The organism is Microbispora sp. H11081, from assembly GCF_012999535.1.
Lineage (GTDB): Bacteria > Actinomycetota > Actinomycetes > Streptosporangiales > Streptosporangiaceae > Microbispora.
Window position 1 is genome coordinate 897,283 of the sequence record NZ_JABBWV010000002.1, and the last position, 25,348, is coordinate 922,630.

General features: G+C 71.9%; 17 protein-coding genes. 13 read left to right on the forward strand and 4 right to left on the reverse strand.

Annotated features, from left to right (window positions below; genetic code table 11):
• The first annotated feature begins 3 nt into the window (after positions 1–3).
• The 11 genes from HHX31_RS09215 to HHX31_RS09265 all read left to right on the forward strand — a co-directional run bounded on the left by HHX31_RS09215 (position 4) and on the right by HHX31_RS09265 (position 15,219).
• Positions 4–2,046: a ThuA domain-containing protein gene (locus HHX31_RS09215; RefSeq protein WP_169946998.1), complete on the forward strand. Its 2,043-nt coding sequence runs from the start codon at positions 4–6 to the stop codon at positions 2,044–2,046.
• Between the two features lie 328 nt (positions 2,047–2,374).
• Positions 2,375–2,617 carry a hypothetical protein gene (locus HHX31_RS09220; protein WP_169947000.1) on the forward strand — a complete coding sequence of 81 codons (243 nt, stop codon included), beginning with the start codon at positions 2,375–2,377 and terminating at the stop codon, positions 2,615–2,617.
• Between the two features lie 86 nt (positions 2,618–2,703).
• Positions 2,704–3,273: a DJ-1/PfpI family protein gene (locus tag HHX31_RS09225; protein ID WP_169946994.1), complete on the forward strand. Its 570-nt coding sequence runs from the start codon at positions 2,704–2,706 to the stop codon at positions 3,271–3,273.
• Between the two features lie 19 nt (positions 3,274–3,292).
• The gene (locus HHX31_RS09230) at positions 3,293–4,102 is read left to right on the forward strand and encodes an alpha/beta fold hydrolase (RefSeq protein WP_169947002.1); all 810 of its coding nucleotides are present in this window, start codon (positions 3,293–3,295) and stop codon (positions 4,100–4,102) included.
• Positions 4,103–4,501: 399 nt separating this feature from the next.
• A complete protein-coding gene (locus HHX31_RS09235; protein ID WP_169947004.1) occupies positions 4,502–6,400 on the forward strand; it encodes a hypothetical protein in 1,899 nt (632 codons plus the stop codon).
• A complete protein-coding gene (locus HHX31_RS09240; RefSeq protein WP_169947006.1) occupies positions 6,390–8,363 on the forward strand; it encodes a TOMM precursor leader peptide-binding protein in 1,974 nt (657 codons plus the stop codon). Before HHX31_RS09235 ends, HHX31_RS09240 begins: the two co-directional genes overlap by 11 nt.
• Positions 8,360–10,000, forward strand: coding sequence for a SagB family peptide dehydrogenase (locus HHX31_RS09245; protein WP_169947008.1), 1,641 nt, complete (start codon positions 8,360–8,362; stop codon positions 9,998–10,000). The genes HHX31_RS09240 and HHX31_RS09245 overlap by 4 nt, the downstream gene beginning before the upstream one ends.
• Before the next feature lie 85 nt (positions 10,001–10,085).
• A complete protein-coding gene (locus HHX31_RS09250) occupies positions 10,086–10,265 on the forward strand; it encodes a hypothetical protein (protein WP_169947010.1) in 180 nt (59 codons plus the stop codon).
• Positions 10,266–10,412: 147 nt separating this feature from the next.
• Positions 10,413–13,037, forward strand: a complete 2,625-nt coding sequence (locus tag HHX31_RS09255; RefSeq protein ID WP_169947012.1) for a lantibiotic dehydratase — start codon at positions 10,413–10,415, stop codon at positions 13,035–13,037.
• Positions 13,034–14,068 (forward strand): lantibiotic dehydratase C-terminal domain-containing protein, encoded by a 1,035-nt coding sequence (locus HHX31_RS09260; RefSeq protein WP_169947014.1) that lies wholly within the window; start codon positions 13,034–13,036, stop codon positions 14,066–14,068. The genes HHX31_RS09255 and HHX31_RS09260 overlap by 4 nt, the downstream gene beginning before the upstream one ends.
• Entirely contained in the window at positions 14,056–15,219 is a 1,164-nt protein-coding gene (locus HHX31_RS09265; RefSeq protein WP_169947016.1) for a thiopeptide maturation pyridine synthase, read from the forward strand. Before HHX31_RS09260 ends, HHX31_RS09265 begins: the two co-directional genes overlap by 13 nt.
• A gap of 138 nt (positions 15,220–15,357) precedes the next feature.
• Here HHX31_RS09265 and HHX31_RS09270 read toward each other — a convergent pair whose 3' ends face one another.
• Together HHX31_RS09270 and HHX31_RS09275 are read right to left on the reverse strand one after the other, a co-directional pair.
• Positions 15,358–17,832 (reverse strand): hypothetical protein, encoded by a 2,475-nt coding sequence (locus HHX31_RS09270; protein ID WP_169947018.1) that lies wholly within the window; start codon positions 17,830–17,832, stop codon positions 15,358–15,360.
• A 346-nt stretch (positions 17,833–18,178) separates the two neighbouring features.
• Positions 18,179–19,051 (reverse strand): LysR family transcriptional regulator, encoded by an 873-nt coding sequence (locus HHX31_RS09275; protein ID WP_169947021.1) that lies wholly within the window; start codon positions 19,049–19,051, stop codon positions 18,179–18,181.
• 177 nt (positions 19,052–19,228) lie between these two features.
• Between HHX31_RS09275 and HHX31_RS09280 the strand changes: the two genes are divergently transcribed.
• Positions 19,229–19,906, forward strand: a complete 678-nt coding sequence (locus HHX31_RS09280; protein ID WP_169947023.1) for a nitroreductase family protein — start codon at positions 19,229–19,231, stop codon at positions 19,904–19,906.
• A 16-nt stretch (positions 19,907–19,922) separates the two neighbouring features.
• Here HHX31_RS09280 and HHX31_RS09285 read toward each other — a convergent pair whose 3' ends face one another.
• A complete protein-coding gene (locus HHX31_RS09285) occupies positions 19,923–22,325 on the reverse strand; it encodes a glycoside hydrolase family 65 protein (RefSeq protein ID WP_169947025.1) in 2,403 nt (800 codons plus the stop codon).
• Positions 22,326–22,428: 103 nt separating this feature from the next.
• Positions 22,429–22,716 carry a hypothetical protein gene (locus HHX31_RS09290; protein ID WP_169947027.1) on the reverse strand — a complete coding sequence of 96 codons (288 nt, stop codon included), beginning with the start codon at positions 22,714–22,716 and terminating at the stop codon, positions 22,429–22,431.
• A 187-nt stretch (positions 22,717–22,903) separates the two neighbouring features.
• On the opposite strand from HHX31_RS09290, the gene ppsA reads away from it, so the two are divergent.
• Entirely contained in the window at positions 22,904–25,336 is a 2,433-nt protein-coding gene (gene ppsA, locus HHX31_RS09295) for a phosphoenolpyruvate synthase (RefSeq protein ID WP_169947029.1), read from the forward strand.
• The last annotated feature ends 12 nt before the right edge of the window (positions 25,337–25,348 follow it).

A 25,348-nucleotide genomic window follows, 5' to 3' on the forward strand; every position in this document is an offset into this window, starting at 1 on the left:
CTCATGCGAAGAAGATTTCGCAAATCGGCAGTGGTCGCCTGCGTGACGGCGGCCGCACTCATCCCCACGGCACCGTCGTGGGCAGAGGAAACGACACCGCCGACGATCAACGTGGCGACGCTGTCGCCCTCTGCGCCGACCGGCCAGAACAACTGGTACGTCGGCTCGGTGACGCTGAACATGTCGGCGACCGACGACGTCGGCATCGCCAAGTTCCAGTACTCGCTCAACGGCGGCGCCGCCTACATCGACGTGCCCGTCGCGGGGGCGCCGGCGTCGGCCACGGCGTCGGCGGTGATCACGCAGGAGGGCAACACCAGCGTCCGGTACCGCGCGGTCGACACGTCCGGAAACGTCGCGGCGTTCCGCTCGATCTCGGTCCGGATCGACACGCGCGCGCCGGTCGCATCGTACCCGGCGATCACCGACGGTCACGTCGGTCACGTCGCCACACTCATCCCGACGCGCACGGACCCCGCCCCCGCCTCGGGCGGAGTGGCTGTGCTGAACATGTACCTCGACGGCAAGCTGGTCCCGCCGTTGCCGGTGCAGACCTCCGACCTGTCGCTCGGCGTGCACACGCTCGCGGTGCAGCTCTCTGACGCTGCTTCCAACAGCGCGAAGTACACGCAGACGTTCATCGTGACGACATCGTTCGCGGACGTCGGCACGCTGATCGGCCGGTTCGTGACCGCCGGCAGCGTCCCGGCGGAGGTCGGCGCGGCGCTCCAGGCCAAGCTCGACGAGGCGAAGGCGCTCGCCGACGCCGATTCGGCCAAGCAGGCGAGCAAGGTCATGAACGAGTTCGTCTCGCTCGCCAACAGCCAGATCAGGCCCGGCTCGGCCCGCAGCACACTCGTGGGCGATGCGCGTTACCTGATCGACCAGCTCAAGGGCCGGCTCGCGCCGGAGCCCGCGACGGGCCTCGAGTCTGAGCCCGCGGAGGGTCCGAAGTTCATCCCGGACCCGGTGCTCGCCCCGCTCCCGCACAACCCGGACGCCGACTACAACGTCCTGGTCTTCTCCAGGACAACGGGCTTCCGGCACGACCACATCCCGCACACCGTGGCCGCGATCCAGAAGCTCGGCATCGAGCGCAACTTCAACGTCGACGTCTACGACCCGCAACTCTCGACCGTCACGCTGCCCACGAGCCCGTTCCTGAGCCTCGACACGCTCAAGAAGTACGACACGATCGTCTTCGAGTCCAACGTCGGGCACCCGGGCCCGCTCAATGCGATCACCGAGCAGCCGAACTTCGAGGCCTACATGAACCAGGGAGGCGGCTATGTCGGCATCCACGGCGCCGCCGACTCGTTCGAGATCCGCACCTGGCCGTGGTACGGCAACCTCGTCGGTGGGTTCTTCACCAACCATCCGAGCGGCCAGAACGGGTTCGGCCAGTGCGGCAGCTGCATCCACGCCGAGGTGGTGACCGAGGACAACACGCACCCGGCGACCGCGCATCTCCCTGCCAAGTGGATGACGGTCGACGAGCTCTACAACTTCGACCGCAACATGCGGGCCGACGTGCACACGCTGCTGAGCCTCAACGAGGACAGCTACCAGCGCAGCCTCAACAGCGGCAACGCGGCCACCAACCCGCTGCGGCTGATGAACGGAGACCACCCGATCGCGTGGTGCCAGAACTGGGGCGGTGGCAAGGCGTTCTCGAACATCCTCGGCCACTTCCGGACGCATTACTACGACGACTCGTTCATGCGGATCATCCTCGGCGGGATCGAGACGACCGCCGGCCGGACGGCCGCCAACTGCTCGTCCTACCGCGAGACCAGCCTGCTGATCGAGGCCAACCGAGCGGCCGGGCTACTGACCGCGGACGCCGCGGACGCCGCCGATGCCGCCCTGGACATCGCGCGGAACAGCTACCTGGCAACCAACTACACCACCGCCATCCCGGCGCTGAACTCGATCGTCGCCCTGGCTAACAACAAGGCCTCCGGCGACGCTGCGGCGCGTTCCGAGCTCGCGCGGCAGGCGCGCGAGCTGCGGGAGTGGATGCAGAACCTCAACCGCAACCGCTGACCCGTTCACGCGGCGGGGGCGGTGGATCGCCGCTCCCGCCGCGCTGACGCTGTAGCGCACCACTATCGCGGATTCATGCACGGCCTTCTCATGATCACCAACGAAACATCGGTAGGTGCCGCACGTGACCCATCCGGGCTGTCGCGGGCGCCGCCCCACAGACCGGGCCTCACGATTACGCCGCGCCGTACTGGGTCTTCAGTCAGTCGAGAAGTCCTTCGGTCCTTGTGCGGCCCGGTGGCGAACCGAGCAGGACGTCGAGCCTGCTCATAGGAGCTCCGACTGATCGAAGCGGAGCGATGGCGGGCGGTTCCGCAGTGGGTGGAGGATGGCCGACATCCGCCACCTTTCCTATACGATCCGAGTGGGGCGTCAGCATTCCGCAGCGTTGGCGCAGATGGCCGAGTGGGGCTTCGACGGGTCGGCCCCGGGTGCTGCCGCTGTATACGGCGTTGGTGATGGTTGTGTTCGCATTACGGCCGACGCCGCCGCCTACGCCATGCGCCGGCACATCCTGCTGTCCGGCGAGACCAGGGACGCGGACGCGGAAGGAATGGCGGTAAAGGCTTGACGGGCGGGCCGTGCCGAGGAATGCTGACTCAACCGGATCAGATCCGATCGGATTCATCTCAACCGCCCCAGATCGAGGAGAAGTAGGTGCCTAGAGCACTGCTCCTTACCGGCGACGCCGCCGAGGAGCTCGACACCATGTATCCCTACTACCGCGTGCAGGAGGGGGGCTGGGACGTCGACGTCGCGTCGCGGACGATGCGTGACGTTCAGCTGGTCATCCACGAGTTCGACCCCAACTCCGACGCCTATGTGGAGAAGAACGGCCGCAAGCTGCCGGTCGACGTGCCCTGGGCCGAGGTCGACGTCGAGCGCTATGACGCTCTCATCATCCCCGGGGGGCGCGCCCCGGAGTGGATCCGGGTCGACCCCGACGTCAGGCGGATCACCGAGCATTTCTTCGCGCGCAACCTCCCGATCGCGCTGGTGTGCCACGGCGCGCAGGTGCCGGCCGTGTACGGGCTGCTGAAGGGCCGGAAGACGGCGTGCTTCCCTCCCATCACCGGTGACATGGAGAACGCGGGCGCTACCGTCATCGACGCTCCGGACGTCGTGGACGGCAACCTCGTCTCCTGCCGCGGATGGCCCGACATGCCGCAGTTCGGCCGGGTGATGATGGAAGTCTTCTCCAAGTCCATCAACTCCGCATCGGCATGAGCACACCCGACGTGTCCCGGTGACGGCACTTCGGACCGTCACAGTCGACGGCTCTCCCGTCCACGTCCTGGAGAGCGGCACCGGGCCCGCGGTGCTGATGCTGCACGGCTCCGGACCCGGTACGACCGGATCCGGCGCCTGGGCGGCGACGGCGCAGGCGCTGGGCACCTCCTGGCGCCTGGTCGCTCCTGACCAGGCGGGGTTCGGCCGCACACCGATCCCGGCCGGCTCCAGGGGTGGGCTCCGGCTGTGGACGGAGCAGGCCGCGGGCCTGATGGACGCTCTCGGTGTCGAGCGCTACGCCGTGGTGGGCCACTCCATGGGTGGTGCCGTGGCGCTGGCGCTGGCGGCCGCGCGCCCCGAGCAGGTCACCCATGTCGTGGCGGTCTCGACGATGGGCGCCCCCGGGGCGCCGCTGTCCGCCGACCTCGACGCGGTCTGGGCCGCCCCCGCCGGCCATCTCGGGGCACGAGACATGCTGGGTCGCCTCGTCTTCGACCAGTCGCTCGTGACCGAGTCGGCCGTCGCCGCCCGTGCGGCCGCGATGCAGGAGGGAGCGGCCGCGTACGCGTCGTTGTTCCCTCCGCCCAGGGCACGGTGGGCCGACGACCTCACCCTCTCGGCGGAAACGCTGGCAGGGATCCGCGCGCCCGTGCTGCTCGTCCACGGCGCCGAGGACCGAGTCACCCCGCTCGGGACGGCGGCCCTGCCCCTGCTGGAACACCTGGCCGATGTTCGTCTGCACGTGTTCGGCCGGTGCGGGCACGTGCCGGCACTCGAGCACCCGCAGGACTTCAGGCGGCTCCTGTCGTGCTTCCTCGGCCGGTGACGAAGTCGCCGATCGCCGCGACAGGCCGCAGCGCCTGCTCAAGGTGATCAGCAGTCGGCGCCCTCCCCGAGACCCGAGCCATGACGAGGCGGTGGCCGAGGTCACCGCCCGACATGGTCGCATCGACGTCCTCCTGATCAACGCCGATGTGGCCAGGCCGGTGCCGTGGAGGAACCGGCGGGGCCGAGCAGCGGACCGGGTGAGGTCCGCTGCTCGGCCCCGCCGCGCTGACCCGCGCCGCCCTCCCCCGCCTGCCGAACGCCGGAGTCGGGGCCGGGATCCTACACGGAAAGGGCTGCACAAAAAAGATCAACACATACTTTACTTAATTGTCATTCGATCTTAATATCGAAAACTATGGGAGCGCTCCCACACGCCGATACGGCGATGCGGCCGCGATTGCGGGACGACGTTCGGTTCGTCGAATGCCCCGAGGGGGTGTACGTCCACAGCGACTACGGATCGTGCACGCTGCGGGGGCGTCAGGCGTACGCCTGGCTGAGCAGGCTGGCTCCGGTGCTGACCGGACGGCACAGCCTGGCGGAGCTGACCGCGCAGTTGCCGGACGACAAGCGCGACATGGTCGAGGGCCTGGTGGGCCGGCTGGCGGAGCAGCGGTTCGTCGTCGACGCCCGGCAGGTGCGGCCCCACGGCCTGACCGAGGCCGAGTTGCGCACGTACGCGGAGGAGATCGCCTTTATCGGCTACGTGCTCGACTCCCCCGAGTGGCGGTTCGAGCGGCTCCGCCGCTCCCGGCTGATCCTCGCGGGCGACGGTCCACTGCTGGTGGCGCTCCTTGAGGCGTGCGCCGGGTCGGGCTGGCAGCGGATCACCGTCATATGCCCCGATACGGAGGCGGTCGCCCAGGCCGCGGACCGCGCCCGCCGCGATCCGGATCAGGAGATACACGCCATTTCCGCCGAGGACCAGCACCGCGCCCTCACCCGGGACGCGGACGTCGTCCTCCACATCGGCACGGACATCGACACCCTCGTGACGAGCGCCCGCGCCTGCGAGGCGGCCGGAGTCGTCCTGGGGCAGGCCCTCGTCCGCCCCGCGGAGGTGTGGCTCGGCCAGGTCGGCAGGCCCTCGGCGACGGCTGCCGAGTCGGGCTGGCACCGGCTGGCCGCCCTGCCCGCCGCGACCCCGCCCCACTCCGGCGAGGACTGGCTGACGGGCCCGGTGCCCGCGGTGGTGGCCTCCATGCTGGCCCTGGCCTGTTTCTCCCACCTGACCGGCCTCGACGCCGTCGGCACGAGCCAGAAGCTCCAGCTCACCCGCGTCGATCTGCGCAACCTCGACACCGTCCCGCACCGGTTCGTCCCCCATCCCCGCGCGGTCGCCCGTACGGCCGTCCCGCGCGCCGAGGCGGTGCTGGACACGGTGCGGTCACTGTCGGCGGGCGTCTCGGTCGACGCGGGGGAACTGCTCGACCGGACGAAGGACGTGGTCGACTCCCGGCTGGGCATCCTCGGCATGCTGGACGAACAAGGACTGGCGCAGACCCCGCTGTCCGTCTGCCTGGCGACCGTCTCCGACCCGTTCGGGGCGCTGCCCCGCTGGGCACCGCCTCCGCGGGTCGCCGGGTGGGGCGAGGACCGGCGGACGGCACGGCTGCGCTGCCTGCTCGCCGCGCTCGCCACGTACGGCGTGCTCGCCGCCGGGCCGGCCGGACGCGCCGACGGGGAGGACGTCCTGTGGGGGGTCGAACTGCCGGACGGCCGGCCGCGCCCGGTGCCCGCGGCCGCCCTGCGCCTCACCGGGGCCGGGGCACTCCAGGCCGCCGACGGCGCGGGGGCGGGGTTGAGCTGGGCCGAGGCGGTCGCCGCCGGGCTGCGGACCCACTGCGAAACCCTGCTGGCCGCGCGCCTGCGGCAGGACCCGGCGGCGGGCGTGCCGGTCGATCTCACCGCCGGCGCGCTGGAGCGGCAGCTCACGCTGGCCGGCGAGCGACCGGACGTGCGCGACCACACATCCGTCCTCGGCGTGCCCGCCCTGTCTTTCAGCGTTCCCGGCGAGCCGGTCCTCGTGTCGGCCGCGGCCACCGCACCGGCCGCGCTGCGGGACGGACTGGAACGGCTGCTGCTGCGCTGGCAGTCCCGGGCCGAAGGGCAGAGCGCCTACGCCGCGGCCCGTCCCCTCTGGGCACCCGAAGGGGACCCCGCTGAGGCCGTGCGGTTGATGGCGGGCGCGTTGTGCGCGGCCGGCAGGGTGCCGGTCGCGGTGCCGCTCGGCGGTGATCCCGAGGCTTCGCGGCTGCTTCCCTACGTCACACAGGTCGTGCTCCTTGAGGGCTGAGAACGCGCCGGCGAGCGCGCTCACCGAGTCACCGTCCTTCGTGACCGTGCTGGGAACCGGCAGGCTGGGCGCCGCGATCCGCGCGGCCGTCACGGCTCGGGGACCCGCCGGTCCTGGCGGCGGAGCGATCGTCGTCGCGAGCGACGCCGACGACGCCCGGCCGTATCCCTCCGTGGCCCGCCGCGCGGCCGAGCGGGGTGTGCCGTGGCTGCCGGTCCGGGTCGACGCCGGCTGGGTGCTGGTCGGCCCGGCGGCACGCCCGCCGCTGCCGGGCTGCCCGACCTGCGTCGAGCGGCGGCGCAGGGGCAACCGGCTCGACGCGCTGGGGCGTGACGCGCTGCGTGAGCGGTACGGCACGGAGCTGGACACCCGGCCCTGCGCCCTCCTCACGCCGCTCGTCGCGAATGCGGTCGCGGCACTGGTGGCCGACGAGGTGGACCGGCTGCGGCGCGACCCCGCGTCCGCGCGGACCACGGGCGCGCTGCTCAGGATGCACGTGCCGACCGGGATGGTGCGCCGCCATCCGTTCCTGCCCGACCCGCTCTGCCCGGACTGCGGTGACCGGCCGGACGACGGGCCCGGCGCCGGCCGCTACGTCCCCGCGCCCGCGCCCAAACCGCATCCGGGGGCGTTCAGGGTCGGCGGCATCAGCGGCAGGGCCGGGGAGCTGGAGGGGCGGTTCGTCGACGCAGAGACCGGAATCGTGCAGGCACTGGTCGCGGAGGAGCGCGGCGGCAGCGCCATGGCGGTCGCCCGGCTCAGCCCCGCGCGCACCACGCACGAGAGCCACCACGGGTACGGACGCAGCAACGACTTCGCCTCGGCGCGGGCGACCGCGGTCGCCGAGGCGCTGGAGCGGATCGCCGGCATCCATCCGCGCGGACGGCGGACCGTCGTGCGCGCCGCGTACGACGACGTCGCCGGCCATGCACTCGACCCGAGGACGCTGGGCCTCTACCCCGACGGCTGGTACGACCGGCCCGGCTTCTGGTTCACCCGCTTCCGGCCGGAGCGGCCCACGTCGTGGGTGTGGGCGTACTCGTTCCAGCGGGACGAGCCGGTTCTGGTGCCGGAGAGCTACGCCTACTTCGGCCCTCGGCCGGAGGAGGACCGCGGGTTCGCCTACGAGTGCTCCAACGGGTGCGCCCTCGGCGGCCACCCCGCCGAGGCGATCCTGCACGGCCTGCTCGAGGTGGCCGAGCGGGACGCGTTCCTCACCACGTGGTACGCCCGGATGCCCATCCCCCGCGTCGACCTGGCGTCGGCGTCCGACCGGCGCATCCCCATGATCGCCCAGCGCGTACGGGATCGGCTGGGCTACGAGGTGCACGCGTTCGCCGCCATGCTTGAGCAGCGGGTGCCGGTGTTCTGGGTGATGGCCGTCGAGGCGACCGGACGACCCGACCGGCCGCGGGCGCTGTGCGGAACCGCCGCCGATCTGACGCCCGAGCGTGCGCTGCGCCGGGCGCTCGACGACCTCGGCCCGATGCTGGCGGGGCACATCGAGAGGTACGACCCGGTGGAGGCGGCCAGGCTGGCGACCGACCCGGAGAAGGTGCGGCTCCTGGAGCACCATCCTCTGCTCTACGGTCACCCGGAGGCGTTCGGGCGGCTGGGCTTCCTGCCGGTCGACGGGCCCGCCCTGACGGTGGCGGAGGTCACGGCCCGGCTCGGCTGGCCGGAGCACGACGACCTCACCGCGGACCTCGCCGAACTGGCCGGGCGCTACCTGGCGAGCGGCCTCGACGTGATCGCCGTCGACATCACCTCCGCCGAGGCCCGGGCGGGCGGCTTCGCCGCCGCGAAGGTCATCGTGCCGGGGGCGATGCCGATGACGTTCGGGCACCGCTACCGGCGCGTCCACGGCCTGCCGCGGCTGCTGTCCCTGCCCCGGCTGCTCGGCTACCGGGACGACGACCTGCGGCCCGAGGACCTCAACCCGCACCCCCATCCTTTCCCATGACGCGCCCCATCGGCACCGACGAAGGAAGCGAGGCGGACCGGATGCACGGCAGCACGGCGACGAGCGCGCCGGGTGACGCCACGCGCCGCTACCTGGCCGCGATGCGGGACCGGGGCCCGCTGTCGGTCGACTGGGCGAACGCCCCGACCCGGCACAAGCGCTATCCGGGGGCCGAGCGCGTCGCCCTGCCCTGGGCCACCCGGGACGACACCCCACTCGGCCTGGTCGGCGAGTTGCTGCGGGAACTGCTCGGCATGGCCAGGGTGGTGTGGTTCCATCCGATGGACGACGTCGGCGACCCGCTGGGGGAGCCGCCCATGTTCCTCCTCGGCCGCCCGGCGCCGTCGGGTGGCGGGCTCTACCCGATCGAGGCGTACGTCGTGGCCGGGGAGCGCCGCGTGCCCGGCCTGCCCGCCGCCCTGTACCACTACGACCCCGTCCACCACGCGCTGGAACGCGTGCGGGAGGGCGACCACGCCCCGGCTCTCGCCGGCCTGGTCGCGGACGCGCGGGACCCGGACGTCACGGTCGTGCTGTCGGCGGTGTTCTGGCGGTCGATGTTCAAGTACGGCGACTTCGGCTACCGCCTGATGTGCCAGGAGACCGGTGTGCTCATCGCCCAGGCGCTCGCCGTCGCCGGACGGCTGCGCGTGGCGGGCCGGGCGCACCTGCGGTTCCCGGACGAGGAGGTCGACCGCCTGCTGGGGCTCGACGGCGCGCGGGAGGCCGCGATGGCCGTGCTCACGTTCACGCTGCCCCGAGCGCACGACTCCCTCGCCGGCCGCCGGGAAGCCCCGGGGACCGGGGAGGCGATCGCGGAGGCGGCCGAGGAGACGGTCGCGGAGAGCATGCCGCTCCCCCTGCCGATGCCCGACGGCCCGGCCGCCGCGCTGCACCGGACGAGTAAGGCCGGCGGCGCCGCGTCATCGTCCTCCTCCACCCGGCTGAGGCCCGCCCCTCCCCCGGGGATCGGCCCGGCCATCCCCGTCCCTGAGCCGGAGCCCGTGTGCCTGGCGGCGGGGGTGCCGCGCCGCGCGTCCCCGCCGGCCGGTTACCGCCCGGTCCCCCTGCGGGCGGGTGAGCTCGGCGCCGTCCTGGCTGCCGCGGGCGGTGGTTACCCCGCCGACCTGCCCGGGGCCGGGACGGGACTCGCGGCGACCGCCTTGTGCCTGCTGGCCCTGCGGGTGCACGGGCTGCCCCCCGGCGCGTACTGGTATGACCACGACCGGCGGGTGCTGCACGAGGCCGCCGGCCGGGACCCGGTGCCCGCGATGGCGGCCGGGCGCCTGCTGGGCAACACCCGGGCCGCCCTGCGCGGAGCGGCCGCCGTACTCGTGCCGATGGGCGATCCCCTGGCGGGCGCCGGCGTCTTCGGCGACCGCTGGTATCGCCTTCAGCAGGCCGAGGCGGGCCTGGCCGTCCAGCGGGCGGCGCTGGCCGCCGCCGCCCTCGGCCTGGCCGCGCGCATCCACTCCGACGGCGCGAACGACACCACCGACGAGGTGCTCGGGATCGCCGGAACTCCGCTGCGGAGCCTGTCCTTCCTGGCGATGGGCACGCCCCTGACCAGCGGGCCCCTCGTGGCCCGCGGGATCCCGGCCGGTTCGCACGAGGAGGTGAGGCCCGCCACAGGATGACGCCGTGCCCTCCGGCGCACGGCCCGTACGGCAAGCGGAAAACAGTACGGCAAGCAGTGACATTTCCCGAAAAAGGAGACGCACCATGTCCAACGACAGCCTGAAGCTCGACCTGCGCGGCCTCGACGTCGACTCCATCGACGTGCTGTCCGCCGACTCCATCGTGGCGGAGGGCCACGGCGCCGTCGAGACGGGCGCCTCCTCCGCCGCCGGCTACTGCTCCTCCTACCTGTCGGCCACCAGCTGCTGGACTCCCGAGGCGTAAGCCACGCGGCGCCCGGGCCGCGAGCCTCGGGCGGCGATCAGGACCGGTGACCCCGACGGGCCGCCGGTGAGATGAGCAGCAGGGCCGAGGGCGCCCACGGCACGGGCGCCCTCGGCCCCCGGCGACCCACACGAGGAGCGCGTTCCTTTGACTCATCTGGCGCACGCCGCCCCCGTCACCGAGAGCGGCGGTCCCGCACGGCTCGCCGGTCGAGATTATGCCGTGTCGCCGATCTTCGCGGTACGCGTCGCGGGCCTGCCCCTGGCCGGGCTCGACCGGCTGCGCTGCACCCGCACCTGGGAGGTCGTGGACGAGCTCGCGGACGTCTCGGCGTGGCTGCGGCGGGAGGGCGCCGACCTGTCCGGCCCGCTGCACGACGTGATCGGCGGAACGGGGGCGGGCGCCCGCAAGGCGGGGCTGGTCGCCCTGCGGCGCGCGGTGTTCACCGGACGCCGGCCGTCCGGCCGGGCCGTCTCCGCCGAGGTGATGGCCGCTCTCCCCCGGGACCTGGCCGAGCGGGTCAGGGAGTGGACCGCACGCAGGGACCACGCCGACACGCTGCGTGCCGCGCTGCCCGCCCTGCTGGCGGAGGAGACCCGGGAGAAGACGGCGTTGCTGCGCGAGGTGGTGGCCGACCCCGCCTTCCGGCGCGGACTCGCCCTGGGCAGCCCGGTGCTGGCCGCCCGCCTCGACGCGTGGCTCGCGGGTCCGGCGGACCGCCCGCCGGACCGGCAGGAGCTGCTGCGCCTGGCCAGGTACGTCGCCAGGGCGACGGTCAAGACCAGCCCGTACGCCACGTTCACCCTCAGCGGCCTCGGCCAGTGGACGGCGGGCGGGCCCGCGGTGCGAAGCGGCGGCGAGCCGTCCTGGCAGGTCGTCGCCGAGCTCGACCGGGCGGTCCTGCGCCCGCTGTGGTCGGCGCTCACGCGGCACCGGGCCGTGCGCGAGCGGGCGCGGCTGCGGGTCAACCCGTCGGCGGCCGACGACGGGAGCCGGATCTGGTTCCTCGGTCCCGGAGCCGACGAGCCGCTGTCGAGCGTGGCCGCCGGCCCCGCCGTGCGCCAGGCCCTCGACTGGGTCCGGGGGCGGCCCTTCCCCACCCTCGTCGATGCGCCGGGGATCGAGCCGCTGGTCGACGCGGGGCTGCTGGAGCTGGTCCCGCCGTACGACGAGCAGGCGGCCGACCCGGTGAGCCTGCTGGCGTCCTGGCTCGCCGAGGGCCGGGAGGCGGCGCCGCACGCGGCGGCGGTCGCCAGGATCGCCGGAGCAGTGCGGGAGGCCGCCCATGACGCCTCACCCCGCGTGCCGCACGAGGGGACCGCGGATCCCGCCGCCGTAGCGCGGGAGGCGCTGGTGGAGGTGCTGCCGGCCGGGTCGTCGCTGCCCGACAGGAACCTGCTCTGGCACAGCGCCGTCATCCCCGGCGTAGCGGGACGGCTGAACGCGACGGCCTGGCGGCCCGTGTTCGACGACCTCGACGCCGTACGCCGCGTGCTGGGCCTGTTCGATCCCGACCTGCCCGTCAAGATCGCGGCCACCGCCTTCTTCCTCGATCTGCACGGCCCAGGCGCCCGGATCCCCGCCCTGGACTTCTACCGCCGGATCCACTCCGGAGCGCCGGGGGCGGGCGGCGCGCTGCTGCGCGGGATGCTGCGCAACCCCGTCGCCGTCCCCCGCGCGGTGCCCGGAGAGGAGCCCCCGCCCGGCCTGCGCGAGCTGTCCGAGCTGCGGCGGGGGTTCTGGGAGCTGATGGGGGCCGGGCCCTCGGCGCGGGAGGCGACGGTCCAGGTCGCCGCCGCCCGCCTGGCCGAGGTGGCCGCCTCGTGGCCGCGCTTCGTCCAGCCACCCGGGTCGGTCTGCTGTTACCTGCAGGCCGTGTCCGACGGGCCGGACGGGGTGCGCGCCGTCGTCAACTCGGTCTCCGCCGGGTACGGCCGGGGGCTGTCGCGGCTGCACCGGCTGGTCGCCCTGGCCGGAGGGGAGGTCCCGCCCGCCACGGAGCTGCGGGCCGACCAGGGTGACGTGCTGGTGGCGGAGTGCCGTGGACTCGTGGGCGGCGGGCTCAACGTGCGCCCCGCGACGGCCGACCTCGCCCTCGACTACCCCTTCGCGCCGGGGGACGACGACCTGCCGCCCCTCGCGCCCGCGCGTCTGGCGGTCGGCTACGACGCCGGGCGCGACCGGCTGGCGCTCCTCGACGGACAGGGCCGCGCCGTCCGGCCGGTCCACCTGGGGATGACCGCCCAGCACTGGCTGCCGCCTTGGCTGCAGTTCCTCGTACGGACCTTCGGCGAGCCGTCCACGGCCATGGTGCCGGGCTGGGTCTTCCGTACGCGCGGCGACGTGCCGGCCGAGGGCGAGGTGGAGCGGTGGCCGCGGATGGACGTCGGGCGGGTGACGCTCGCCCGTGCGGCCTGGCGGCTGCGGGCCGGCGACTTTCCCGTGCCCGCCAAGGGCGAAGGCGAGGCCGCCTACCTGCCGCGGCTCGCCGGGTGGCTGGCGACGCACGGCGTTCCCCGCCGCTTCTTCGCCCGGGTGGTCGGCCTCGGCGACGGCCTCCTGGTCGGGCTGCTGAGCAAGGACCGCAAGCCGATGTACGTCGACGTCACCGACACGCTGCTGCTGGCCGGGTTCGTGCGCTCACTGCGCGACCCCGGATCGCTCGTGGTGCTGGAGGAGGCCCTGCCCGACCCGGCCGACGCCCCCCTGTACGGCACAGGGAGACGGGTCACCGAGTACGTCGTCCAGCTGTCGGCGAGGCCGGTCCGATGACGGCGACGCGGACGGATGACGGCGAGCAGGATGGAGGCCGCTGGGTCAGCGCCCACCTGTTCCACTTCGGCGACCTCGACGCCCTGGTCACCGGTGTCGTGGACCCGGTCGTACGGGAACTGGTCGCGGACGGTACCGCGCGTGGCCGTTTCTTCCTCCGCTACTGGGAGGGCGGCCAGCATGTGCGGCTGCGGCTTGAGGTGCCCGACCCCTCGCGGGTCTCCCGCGTTCACCGCCTCGTGCGCGAGCGGGCGGCGGCCCACTTCGCCGCGCACCCCTCTCCCCCGGTCGACCTGGAGGCGTACCGCGCGTTCGCGGCGACCGTCGCCCGGGGCGAGCGGCGCGAGCGGTACGACGACCGCCTGCGCCCCGCCGACTCGGTGGAGTTCGTCGCCTACCGGCCCGAGCACGCGGCCTACGGTGACGCGGCCTGCGTCGAGGCCGCCGAGCGGCACTTCACGGTGTCGAGCACGCTCGCGCTCGACGTGCTGAGAGCGGGAGCGCTGATGGAGCAGCGCGCCGCCATCGGGCTCGCCGCGCTCACCATCGCGCTGGCGGCCTGCGAGCCCGACCTGCTCACCGCCGCGCGCGCGTTCGCGGAGACCCTCGGGGAGGCGGACCGGCGGCCCGAGATTCCCGGCGGGGAGGACGACTGGCTGCGCCGCGGCGACGCCGTGCTCGCCCAGACCCGCGCGCTGTGGGATCTGCCGAACCGAGCTGATCCGCATGACTGCGACGGCGGCCTGCTCGGCATGTGGGCGTCGTCGGTGCGCGCCCTGCGCGACGACCTCGACGCGCTGCACGCCGCAGGCAGGTGCGGGCCGTCCGACTCGGGCTCGCCGCACGCCTTCCTCGCGACCGCAGTGCCGCCCGAGCGTCGCACGGTGCCGCTGATCCTGCTGCGATGCGCCCATCTGTTCCACAACCGGCTGGGGCTGCGCGCGGGAACCGAGCATCACGTGTCCTTCCTCGTCGCCCGCGCCCTCACCGACCTCGCCGGCCTGGCCGGCTCCCGGAGGTGGTCCCCCTGACCGGCTCGCCCACGCAGGACGCCCCGATCTGGCACTGCGTCCACGTCTACTACCACGCCCCCGACAAGGACGGGCTGCTGCTCGACGCCGTACGCCCCCTGCTGGAAGGACTTCGCGGCCAGGTGGAGGCGGCGTACGTGCTGCGGCACTGGAGGCAGGGCCCCCACGTGCGGATCAACGTCAAGGCGACGCCCCGGCTGTGGGAGGAGGTCGTGCGCCCGCGCGTCGACCAGGTCGTCGGGGCCTACCTGCGCGAGCATCCCTCCACGACCGTGCTCGACCCGGACGAGAGTCTGACGCGGCACCGACTGCTCGCCGTACGCGAGCAGGAGCACGGGCCGCTCACCCCGTGGCCACCCGACAACTCCATCCGCGACGCGCCGTACGACTCCCGGCGGCACGTCCTCGGCAGCGACGAGGCGGTAGACCTGCTCACCTCGTTCTACGCCGAGAGCACGCCACTGCTGTTCGCCATGCTCGACCATGTCCGCGGGGGTGCTGACAGCAAACTGGGCCTGGCGCTGACCCTCATGCTGACCGTCGCGCACACCTCACACCCCATCACCCGCAGCTACCTCTCCTACCGGATGCACGCGGAGGGCTTCATCACCTGGGCGGCCGACCCCGAGGCCACCCGGGCCGCCTTCGAGCGCGACTTCCGTGAGCGGCGCGAGGCACTGACAGCGCGAGTGCGGGACGTCGTCGCCGCGCTCGACGACCCGGCTCACCCGGCCGCCCCGCCCGCGCCGTTCGCGCGGGACTGGGCGGCGCTGCTGGAGCGGTACCGCGCCCGGGCGGGCGCCCTGATCGACGACGGCCGGCTGGTCCAGCCGACGACCCGGCCGGGCGAGACGTTCGAGGCGAAACTCGGCGACCTGCCGGTGCCGCAGCGCGAACCGAACGAGCTCCAGCGCCTGATCTTCGACAGTCAGGCCTACCACGAGGCGGTCTTCGCCGACCCCGGCTTCCTCCGCTATCGGGTGCTGCTCAACTACACCTACCTGCACCTCACCCGGATGGGCCTGACCCCGCTCGACAGGTTCCGCATGTGCCACCTGCTGGCCGACGCGGTCGAGGACGTCTACGGCCTGTCCGCCCTCGACGCGCTCCGGCGGTTCGCCGCCGCGAAGGAGACTCGCCCCGGAGGGTGACACCGGTGAAGGTCGCGACTCCACACGAGTCGAGCGCAGGTCAAGACCCCGGGGTGGCCCTACCGTCGACCGTCGGGCGTGGCGAGGAAAGGGATGCGGCGCGGCTCAGTGCGGCCCAGCGCGGTCGACCGCTCGGCGTCAGGCACCCGGTCTGGGCAGTTCCTCCTCGATCGCGGCGAACAGCTCCCGGGCGGTCCTGATCCTCGTCGCCCCTTCGGCCGATGCGACCTCGGCCATCGTCTCGGCCTCACCGTCCTCCGCACTGTCCTTGTCTCGGGCCTCCTCTTTCTTCGGGGCGGTCTCCTCGCCTCGAACCGGGACCGCATCGGGCTTGGTGACCGCTTCGCCGCTCTCGGCCGGAACCACCCCGGCTATCGTGTTGGCGATCTTCTTCGTCAGCGACACGTCGATGCTCTTCGCGAGGTTCTCGCTGAGACCGGCCGCCGCGAACACCACCCGCAACTCCGCCCGCGACACCCCGTCGAAGTCACCGAACCAGTTGTTGGGCAGCCGTCCGCAGTGCCGGTGCAGCAGGGCCAGTCGCGGCAGGCCGTACCTGCGCAGGGTCGGCGTGCGCTCCGCCAGCAGAAGTGTCCGCAGGATCAGCGCCTCGATGTCGCGGCCCTGGGCAGCCAGGTCTCGGCCCGTCCACCACTGGCCCCGCAGCGCCACCCAGATCGCCTGCGGCCAAGCCGACGGCCCCCGGTCCCGCTTCGCCCGGGACGGCACCCGCGGCCTGGACGGCCGGCTGATGACCCGGCCCGCAGCCGCGTCCCACAACTCGGCGAACCGGGCGGCCAGGTCCCTGTCCCGCTCCACCCATTTCTCGGTCGGCAGGTCCGAGGCGCGCATCAGCTCCAGCTCCCGGGTGGACGAGAGGCGCAAATATCGTTCAAGCTCCCGGAATCTGCGGCGGAACCACCTCGACCCCATCCGCCGCGACCACATCGAGTACGCCCACGAGCCGACCACGCCCAGGGCCAGCGCCGCGAGGATACCCCAGGCGCCGACCCCCAGCATTCCGCCCGACATGAAGTACGCGTCGACCGGCCAGTGGTGGACCTCCGTGAAGAAGTCCATGAACGTCAGCACGGTGAAAGCACCCACTGTGATGCTCAGCCCGAACCCGGCCCGCTGCAACACGTCGAGCTCCCGGACCCGTCGTTCGTCGAAGGCGAACGTCATGGAGTCGAGCAGGTTCTTGTACTGCTCGGTCGCCCGGTCCGCCACGTCTCCCGCCCGCTCTCCGAACCGCTTGTGGTCGCGGAGGTGGCCGGCGTCGTCCAGCGCCTCGCGCACCCCCCGGCCCGCCCAGCCGAGCGTCGCCGCGAACCGTTCGTCGGCCAGATGCTCCAGCCGCTCGAGCCGGCTCACCCGTTCGTCGACGTGACTGGCGACGTCGGCGAGGTCCGCCATGCCCTGCAGCAACGTCAGGTGGATCAGCTCCACGGCCCGATGCGCCCGGTTCAACCTGGTCCAGCGCCGGATCGGCAGATGGGTGGCCACCCCGTCCCACAGTGTCCCCATCGTGCGCGCGGCATGCTGGTAGATCATGGCGTGCTCACGCCAGACCTCCAGCTGGTCGCGGATGTCGTTGCCGACGGCGGCCAGTGCCTCCAGCGTGAGCAGCCCCACCACCGCCGACCGTAACCGCCCGCTCACGACAGTTCCGTTCACATGCGCCGTGTCCGGCAGCACCACATAGCACTCACGCACCGTCCGGCTGTGCGGCCGGTCAGAGCCCTCGGAGGCGTCCGCGCCGCTCAGGAGGAGATCGGCTTCGTCGTCGCCGACCGGTCGCCGGGCGGAGACCACACAGACGTCAGCGCTGCTCAGGGGTGGAGTGACGTCGTCGTCGCCGACCAGCCGCCGCAGCAGGGAACGCCTCGTCTCCCTGCGGGACGGGTCGGCCCCGTGCATCGCCTCGTACAGTTCGCGCGCCGAGTGCAATTCCTGGGAGCCGCGGACGACATCGCTTTCCCTGGCGATCCAGAACTCCGGCGCCTCGTACTCCCGGACGGTGTCCTGCTCCAGCTTCCTGAAGTGGTCCCCCACGTGCCTGCGCGCCTGCCGCTCGTAGTCCACGAACCATTCGTGCCAGGTCGGGGCGCCCTCCTCCGGTAACGCCCAGCCCCCGGCTGCCTCTGGCACCCATACCGGGTCCCCGACCCAGAAGCTGACGCCGATGAACATCGTCCGCGAACTCCAGCGGTTGCGGAACTGGATGTCGAACAGGATCCACGGCTTTCTGCCCTCCCCCACCTGCCGGAACGGTTCCACCTGATGGTCGGGGTGGATGAGGATGTGGTACCACTCAAGGCGGTCGGCCACGTCCAGGTAACCGATCTCGATCTCCCGGTTCGCCTGGTCGATCTTCGCGTTGCCCTCGGCGAGCTTGGTCAGGGCGTCGGCTCCGGTCCGCCACCTGACGTTGTCGAGCAGGCCGTCCGGTGAGGTCGCCAGCCACACCCTGGGCTCCGTGCCGTCGCTCGATTCGAGCAGTTTCCTGATGATGCGGTCCTCCGCCTCACCGCCGCCCTGCTGCCACTTGCGCCATTCGCGCCAGTATGTGACTAGATAGACCAGCTGTAAGGATGATTCCGAATTCTGCATTGAGACCCACCCCTATTCACCCTCTCCAAGAGAGATGATCGACGGGATGGAACGGTTGACGCGACGTACAGTAACAATCCCATCACGCTGCTATCTGTGGCGATATGTCCCTTAATTTCCGGCGAACCGCCTGAATCGGCGCATGACCCATGGAAGTGCTTCAAGAGTTTCCGCTGGCAGAGGGCGTTATGTCGCGCGAATTCAGGACGATATATCCATTACACCCGCACCGCATCTGGCGTTATCAGTCGCGAAAGAGATCGGGCCGAATGGGGCTACGAAGGGGAACACCCTCCAGACCTGTTCGATCCACTGCAGATCAACTTTCCCACGGAGCGACGCCTGGTCAGGCCGGCACGGACCGCACAATGGCGGCCACCTCGTCCACCACCGCACGCGTGGGCCGCTGGCACACCAGCCACGTCGTCATCACGGCGTGCGGGAGCTCCTGTACGGGCTGCCAGCGCCAACCGGGCAGCCTCAGCGCGGCGACGTGCGAGGCGACCAGCGCGGCGTCGGACCGTGTCGCCTGCGCGCAGGCCAGGACGTGTTCAGTGAACTGGGCGAACCGCCAGTGCGGCCGGACGCCGGCGGCCAGCACGGCCGCCGTGACACTCTCAGGTGCGGGCTCGCGTTCCCGGGCGTGCACGAGCACCCGGAGAGCGTGCAGGTCACCGATCCGGTAGCAGGCCTCGTCGGCCAGTGGATGACCCGGCCGCACCGCCAGCCCGAGCATCTCCCGGCGCAACAACCATGAGGCGTGGTGGCCGGGTGGCCGCTGATGAACCAGGCACAGATCGAGCCTGCCCTCGTGGAGCAGCCGGAGCTGATCGAAGCTCGTAGCCTCCACGTAGCTCAGCTCGGCGTGGGGCAGCGTGGTGTCCACCGCCTCGACGACGGAGGACAACCAGGGCCCTGGCGTCGCGGGTGGCACACCGATGGAGACCACCTGCCGCGCCCGCGCCGCTTCCGAGACGACCTCCTGCGTAGCCGCGGCCAGGCCCAGAATCTGTCTGGCGTGCTGCAGCAGCGCCTCTCCGCTCGGTGTCAGCCGCGCCCCTCGAGACGTACGCTCGAACAACCGCTGGCCGAGCCGCCGTTCCAGGTCCATGATCTGCCGGCTCAGCGACGGTTGCGAGACCAGCAGACGCCGGGCGGCCCGGTAGAACGAGCCCTCCTCCGCCACCGCGACGAAGTATCGCAGGTGCCGAAGCTCCACAGTCTCTCCTCACCCGTCCGCTCGGCGCTATGCCCGCGGAACATAGCAGAGGTGCCGAGAAAGACGTGGACTGTGAGGTATATCCGGCCCTGTACTTGTGTCGACACCTATGTCGACGGCCATCGATGATGGCGACCTGTCCGAACAGGACGGGCCACCGGCCCACCAGGAGTGACCATGTCCCGGCCTGAAACGCACCGGCTCACGCTGGACCTCACCACGGACGAACTGCTCTCCACCACCCGCGCGGTGCGGCGCAGGCTTGATGTGACCAGGCCGGTCCCGCGCGAGGTGCTCCTCGACTGCACCCGCCTGGCCCAGCAGGCCCCCAACGGACGCAACCGGCAGCGCTGGGACTTCGTCTTCGTCACCGACCCCGCCCAGCGGCGCGCCCTGGCCGACCTCTGGCGCCGCGGCCTGGTCGATCCCACCGCCCCGCAGCACCACGACGGCCCCGCCCGCCATGCCTTCACCGCGCAGTCGGGCTGGCAGGCGATCGCCGACAGCCTGAACCATCTCTTCGACATCCTGGATCAGGTCCCCGTCCTGATGGTGCCCTGCATCCAGGTCGGATCACGGGCGGAACTCGACGATCCGGCGACGCAGGCCGGCACCTGGGGGTCGGTGCTGCCCGCCGTGTGGAGTTTCATGCTGGCCGCGCGCAGCCGTGGGCTCGGCACCGTGTGGACCACCCCGCATCTCAACTACGAACGCCAGGCGGCCACGCTCCTCGGCCTGCCGTACGAGACGACCGTTCAGTGCGCGCTGATCCCCGTCGCCTGGACGATCGGCACGCAGTTCAGGCCCGCTCGCCGCGTCCCGGTCACCGAGGTCGTGCACTGGGACCGCTGGTAGACGAGGTCCTCGACAGTCACGGCGTGCCGAGGTCGGCGACGTCGGCCGGTCTCCGGGCCGGGAGGGGGAAGGTGCGGCTGTCGCCGCGCCGGAGCCGGGCGTGGTGGCCGTGCACCACGAAATCCAGGGCGGTCGGGCCGTCATCGGCCCGGGTGATCCGTACGCGGGTGGGGTCCGCGTCGACGGCGAGTTCCCCGCCTCGGTAGCGGAGGCACAGCGACAACGTGGTGAGCTGCTCGGGCAGCACCGGGTTCAGGTGCAGGCCGTCGGGCCGCGCCGCGAGGTCGAGGTAGCAGCGCTGCACCAGGTCCAGCGTGCCGGCCATGGCGCCCAGGTGGACCCCCTCGGCGGTGGTCCCTCCCTGTACGTCGGTGATGTCGCCGGTCAGCGTCTCGGTGAAGAACCGCCATGAGCCGGTGCGGTCCGATCGTGCCAGCACCCAGGCGTGCACCACGGCGCTGAGGGTCGAGCCGTGGCAGGTGCGGGAGAGGTAGTAGCGGATGGTGCGGCGGGTCAGGCCGGGCGCCGCCGGATAGCCCAGCCGGTCGAGGATCTGCCGCACCTCCCGGGCCGTGAGCAGGTAGAACAGCATGAGCACGTCGGCCTGCTTGGACGCCCGGTAGCGGTTGGGACTGTCGTCGCCGGCCTCCAGCGCCCGGTCCAGCCGCCGTACGCCGCGGTAACGATCCCAGTCCAGCTCCGCCAGGTGCTCGTACCCGGTGAACTGGCTGATGACGCCGTCGTGGAAGTCCACGCGCATCCGCCGGGTGATCTCCTCCCAGCGCTCGGTCTCCACGTCCGTCAGGCCGAGCCGGCGGCGCAGGTCCTCCCGTGCGCGCCGCGGCATCAGGTCGAGCGCCTGGCGGGCGCGGAGCAGCAGCCACACCGTCATGATGTTGGTGTAGGCGTTGTTGTCCAGGCCGGGTGACTCCCCACCGGGGTAGCCGTCGTGGTACTCGTCCGGCCCCATCACGCCCTGGATCTCGTACCGGCCCGAGACGGGGTTGAGCCGGGCCAGCGAGGAGAAGAAGCGGGCGATCTCGACCAGAAGGCAGGCGCCCGTCCCGGCCAGGAACTCCATGTCGCCGGTGATCGCGTAGTGCTGCCAGGCGTTGTAGGCGATGGCGAGCCCGACGTGCCGCTGCAGGCGGGTGTGGTCGGGCGTCCACCGGCCGGAGCGGGGATTGAGGTGGAACCGCGGGGTCTCGTCGCGGCCGTCGCTGCCGCTCTGCCAGGGGAACATCGCCCCGCGCAGGCCGGCGGCGCGGGCGGCGGCGCGGGCCTCCGGCAGCCGCCGCAGACGGTAGCGCAGAGCCCCGCGTGCGATCTCGGGGAACCGCAGGGTCAGCCAGGGCAGCACGAACAGTTCGTCCCAGAACACGTGTCCCCGGTACGCCTCGCCGTGCAGCCCGCGGGCGGGCACGCCCACGTCCAGATCGGCGCTGTGCGGTGACAGGGCCTGCAGCAGGTGGAGGGTGTCCAGGCGGATGTCCCGCTGGACGTGCGGGCCCGTCACCTCAAGCCGGGCCCGTTCCCACAGGTCACGCCAGGCGATCTCGTGCCGGTGCAGCAGCGCGCCGAACCCGGGGGCGAGGGCGGCCCGCCGCAGCGCGGCCGAGGTCGCGTCGGCGATCGCGTGATCCCGCGACGTGGTGAGCGCGACCGTCTTGACGACCTTGACGGGATGGCCTCGTTCCAGGCGCAGCACGTGTGTCTGCGTGACGTGGTCGTCGTGCGGTTCGACGTCGGGGCCGTCGACGTTCTCCGGGAAGGTGTCGGCCCGCGAGGCCAGGACGACCTCGACACCGGCGGACCGGGTCCGTGCCCGAAGCCAGGTCAGGCGTCCTTCGGTCCCGGTCGCGTGCCGCGTCAGATGGTCGCCGCGCAGTTCGCGGTATCGGGCCACTCCCCCGTTGACCACTCGGCCGTCCAGCCCGGAGCGTACGCGCAGAGGGCCCGACCAGTTCTCGGCCGTGAAGGTCGTCTCCAGAGCGGCCAGGTAGGGGTCGGCCATGGACACCAGACGGCGTTGCCGCACCGACGTCACGCGTCCCTCGGCGTCACGGAAGCGGATCAGCCGGTGCAGGACGGCGTGGCGCATGTCCAGCTCCTGCCGATACCGGAGCAGGTCGGCCGTGCCGGGGAGAAACCAGTCAGAGCCGGGGGTCGCGAACGTCAGGGGCAGCCAGTTCGGCAGGTTGACCATGTCCTCGCTGGTCAGTTCGTGACCCGCGACGTCGGAGGTGAGCCGGTCGTAGCAGCCGGCGACATACGTGCCCGGGTAGTGGACGGCGTCTGCCCCGGCTTCGGGCGCCGCGCCTCGCGTGGCGAACCGGCCGTTGCCGAGCGTGCACAGGGCCTCGCGCAGTCCCTCGTGACCTGGATCGAAGCCCTCGTAAACCAGTGACCACGGGTTCACCGCAGCTCCTCTCGGATCTGCCCCGGTCGATCCGAGTGGGGTCCGGACAGTGCTCGGCCCCCCGATGGCGGGTCATCGCGGCGCCTCCCGGGTCGGCGCCGCGTTACGTCTCGGCCGTGTCCCCCGCTTCCCCGGTCCGGGAATGCTCCTCGATAAGGCCGAGAGTGTCCTGCTCGTTACGGTGCCGGATCACTCTGTTGATCGCCTCGATCATCTCCTGCCTGGTGTAGGCGCCCTCCGGGATCTCGTTCAGGTGCGCGAGCATGTCGGCGGTCAGGTGCAGACGCGCCGACGCGTTCGCGTAGACATCCCGGACCGCGACCGTTTCACGTTCGCGGTATACCTCGTCGAGCACCTGCCGCATCTCGTCCTGGAAAACGTGACTGGGCATCTCGCGTATCCACCCCCTGGTCCTTGGCTCCGTACCCACGGACCGGTGTGATTTCACTTCGACTGGACGAGCCTCCGGCAGGGCGGGACGTTCGTCCACGGGCAGAAGACCAAGTTCCCTACCTCGCCGGCTGCGCGAGGCACAGGGTGGGAGGGACTTCCGTAGCCGACATGTAGCGGGGTGGGCCATGTCGCGGTTGGTCAAGTGGTTCGCCGAGCTGGGCCGGACGGACGTCGGCCTCGTGGGCGGCAAGAACGCGGGCCTGGGGGAACTGACGCGCAACCTGGCCCGAGCGGGGGTTCGCGTGCCGGAGGGCTTCGCCCTCACCGCCGAGGCGTATCACCGGTTCATCCAGGTGAACGGGCTGAACGAAGTGATCGCGGAGCACATCGGCCGCCTGCACGGGGGGACTGATCTGCCGGATGTCGGCCATGCGATACGGGACGCCATCCTGGCGGCTGAACTTCCGGCGGAGGTCACGGCAGCCGTCGAGCAGGCGTACGGTGAGCTGGCCGATCGCCTGTGCACCATCGACCCGGACGTCGCGGTGCGGAGCAGCGCGACCGCGGAAGACCTGCCGGAGGCCAGCTTCGCCGGGCAGTTGGAGAGTTTCCTCAACGTCAGCGGAGCGGCGGCGTTGCTCGGCGCCTGTCTTCGCTGTTACGCGTCCCTGTTCACCGACCGGGTGATCAGTTACCGGGAGGACAGCGGGTTCGGTCACCTGGACGTCGCCCTGTCGGTGGGGGTGCAGCGCATGGTCCGCTCCGACCTGGGCGCCGCCGGAGTGATGTTCTCGATCGACACCGAAACCGGTTTCCCCCGCTCGGTTCTGATCAACGCCTCCTGGGGGCTGGGCGAGACGGTGGTCGGCGGCAGGGTGGATCCCGACGAGTACGTGGTGTTCAAGCCGCTCCTTGGCGACCCGGGCCTGTTTCCCATCGTGTCGAAGGCCCGGGGGCGGAAGGAACGCAAGGTGGTCTATGACGCCGCGGGAGGAACCCGCCAGCTCGACACCACGGAGGATGAGGCGGTTCGCTACGCGCTGGACGACGAGGAGATCCTGCTGCTGGCCCGTTGGGCCACCACGGTGGAGGACCACTACGGCACCCCGATGGACATGGAATGGGGCAAGGACGGCAGGACCGGCGAGATCTTCCTCGTCCAGGCCCGCCCGGAGACCGTCCAGAGGCGCCGGGAGGCGTCGCTGCTGCGCACCTACCGCATCCGCGACGCCGGTGAGCCGCTGGTGAAGGGGCTGGCCATCGGAGACGCGATAGCGGCAGGGCCGGTGTGCAACCTGACCAGCGCGGCGGAGATCGACCGGTTCGTGGACGGATCGGTGCTCGTCACCAAGATCACCGACCCCGACTGGGAGCCGATCATGAAAAGGGCCGCGGCGATCGTCACCGACCACGGCGGCCGCACGTCCCACGCGGCCATCGTCAGCCGCGAGCTCGGCGTCCCCGCGATCATCGGCACCGGCGACGCGACCGCCCTGCTCGGTGACGGCATGACGGTGACCGTATCCTGCGCGGAGAGCGACGAGGGCTTCGTCTATGAGGGCCTGCGCGACTACGAGGACGAGGAGATCAGCCTGGAGAACATCCCGGCCACCACGACCAGGGTCATGCTCAACCTGGCCAACCCCGCCGCGGCCTTCCGCTGGTGGCGACTGCCCGCCGACGGCGTCGGCCTGGCCCGGATGGAGTTCATCGTCAACAACCACGTCAAGATCCACCCCATGGCCCTCGTGCACCCCGGCCGCGTCGAGGAGGACGCCCGCCGCAGGATCACCGAGCTCACCCGCGGCTACGACGACCTGACGGAGTACTTCGTCGAGCGGCTGGCCCACGGCATCGCCCGCATCGCCGCCTCCCGCTGGCCCGACCCGGTGATCGTACGAATGAGCGACTTCAAGACCAACGAGTACGCGCGGCTCGTCGGCGGGCGGCGGTTCGAACCCCACGAGGAGAACCCGATGCTCGGGTGGCGCGGGGCAAGCCGCTACTACACGGAGGGGTACCGGGAGGGCTTCGCCCTCGAATGCCGCGCCGTCCGCCGGGTGCGGGAGCGTATCGGACTCACCAACGTCATCGTGATGATCCCGTTCTGCCGTACGGTCGAGGAGGCCGACCGGGTCCTGCGGGTCATGGCCGAGGAGAACCTGGGGCGAGGCCGAGGCGGCCTGGAGGTCTACGCCATGGCCGAGATCCCGGCCAACATCATCCTGGCCGAGGAGTTCGCCGACCGCTTCGACGGGTTCTCCATCGGCAGCAACGACCTCACCCAGCTCACCCTCGGGGTCGACCGGGACTCCGCCGAGCTGGCGCACCTGTTCGACGAACGCAATCCCGCCCTCACCCGCAGCATCGAGCACCTCATCTCGGCCGCGCACGCGAAGAGGCGCAAGGTCGGGCTCTGCGGGCAACGGCCCAGCGACGACCCGGACTTCGCCCGGTTCCTGGTCGAGGCGGGCATCGACTCGATCTCCGTCGCACCCGACAGCTTCTTCTCGGTGAAGGAGAACGTCGCCGCGGCCGAGCGTGGACAGGAACGCCGGGAACCTGCCCCTGAACCTGCCCCGGCAGTCCGCGGAGCGCAGTCGTGGCCGCCGGCCTGAGTGCCGGCGTCC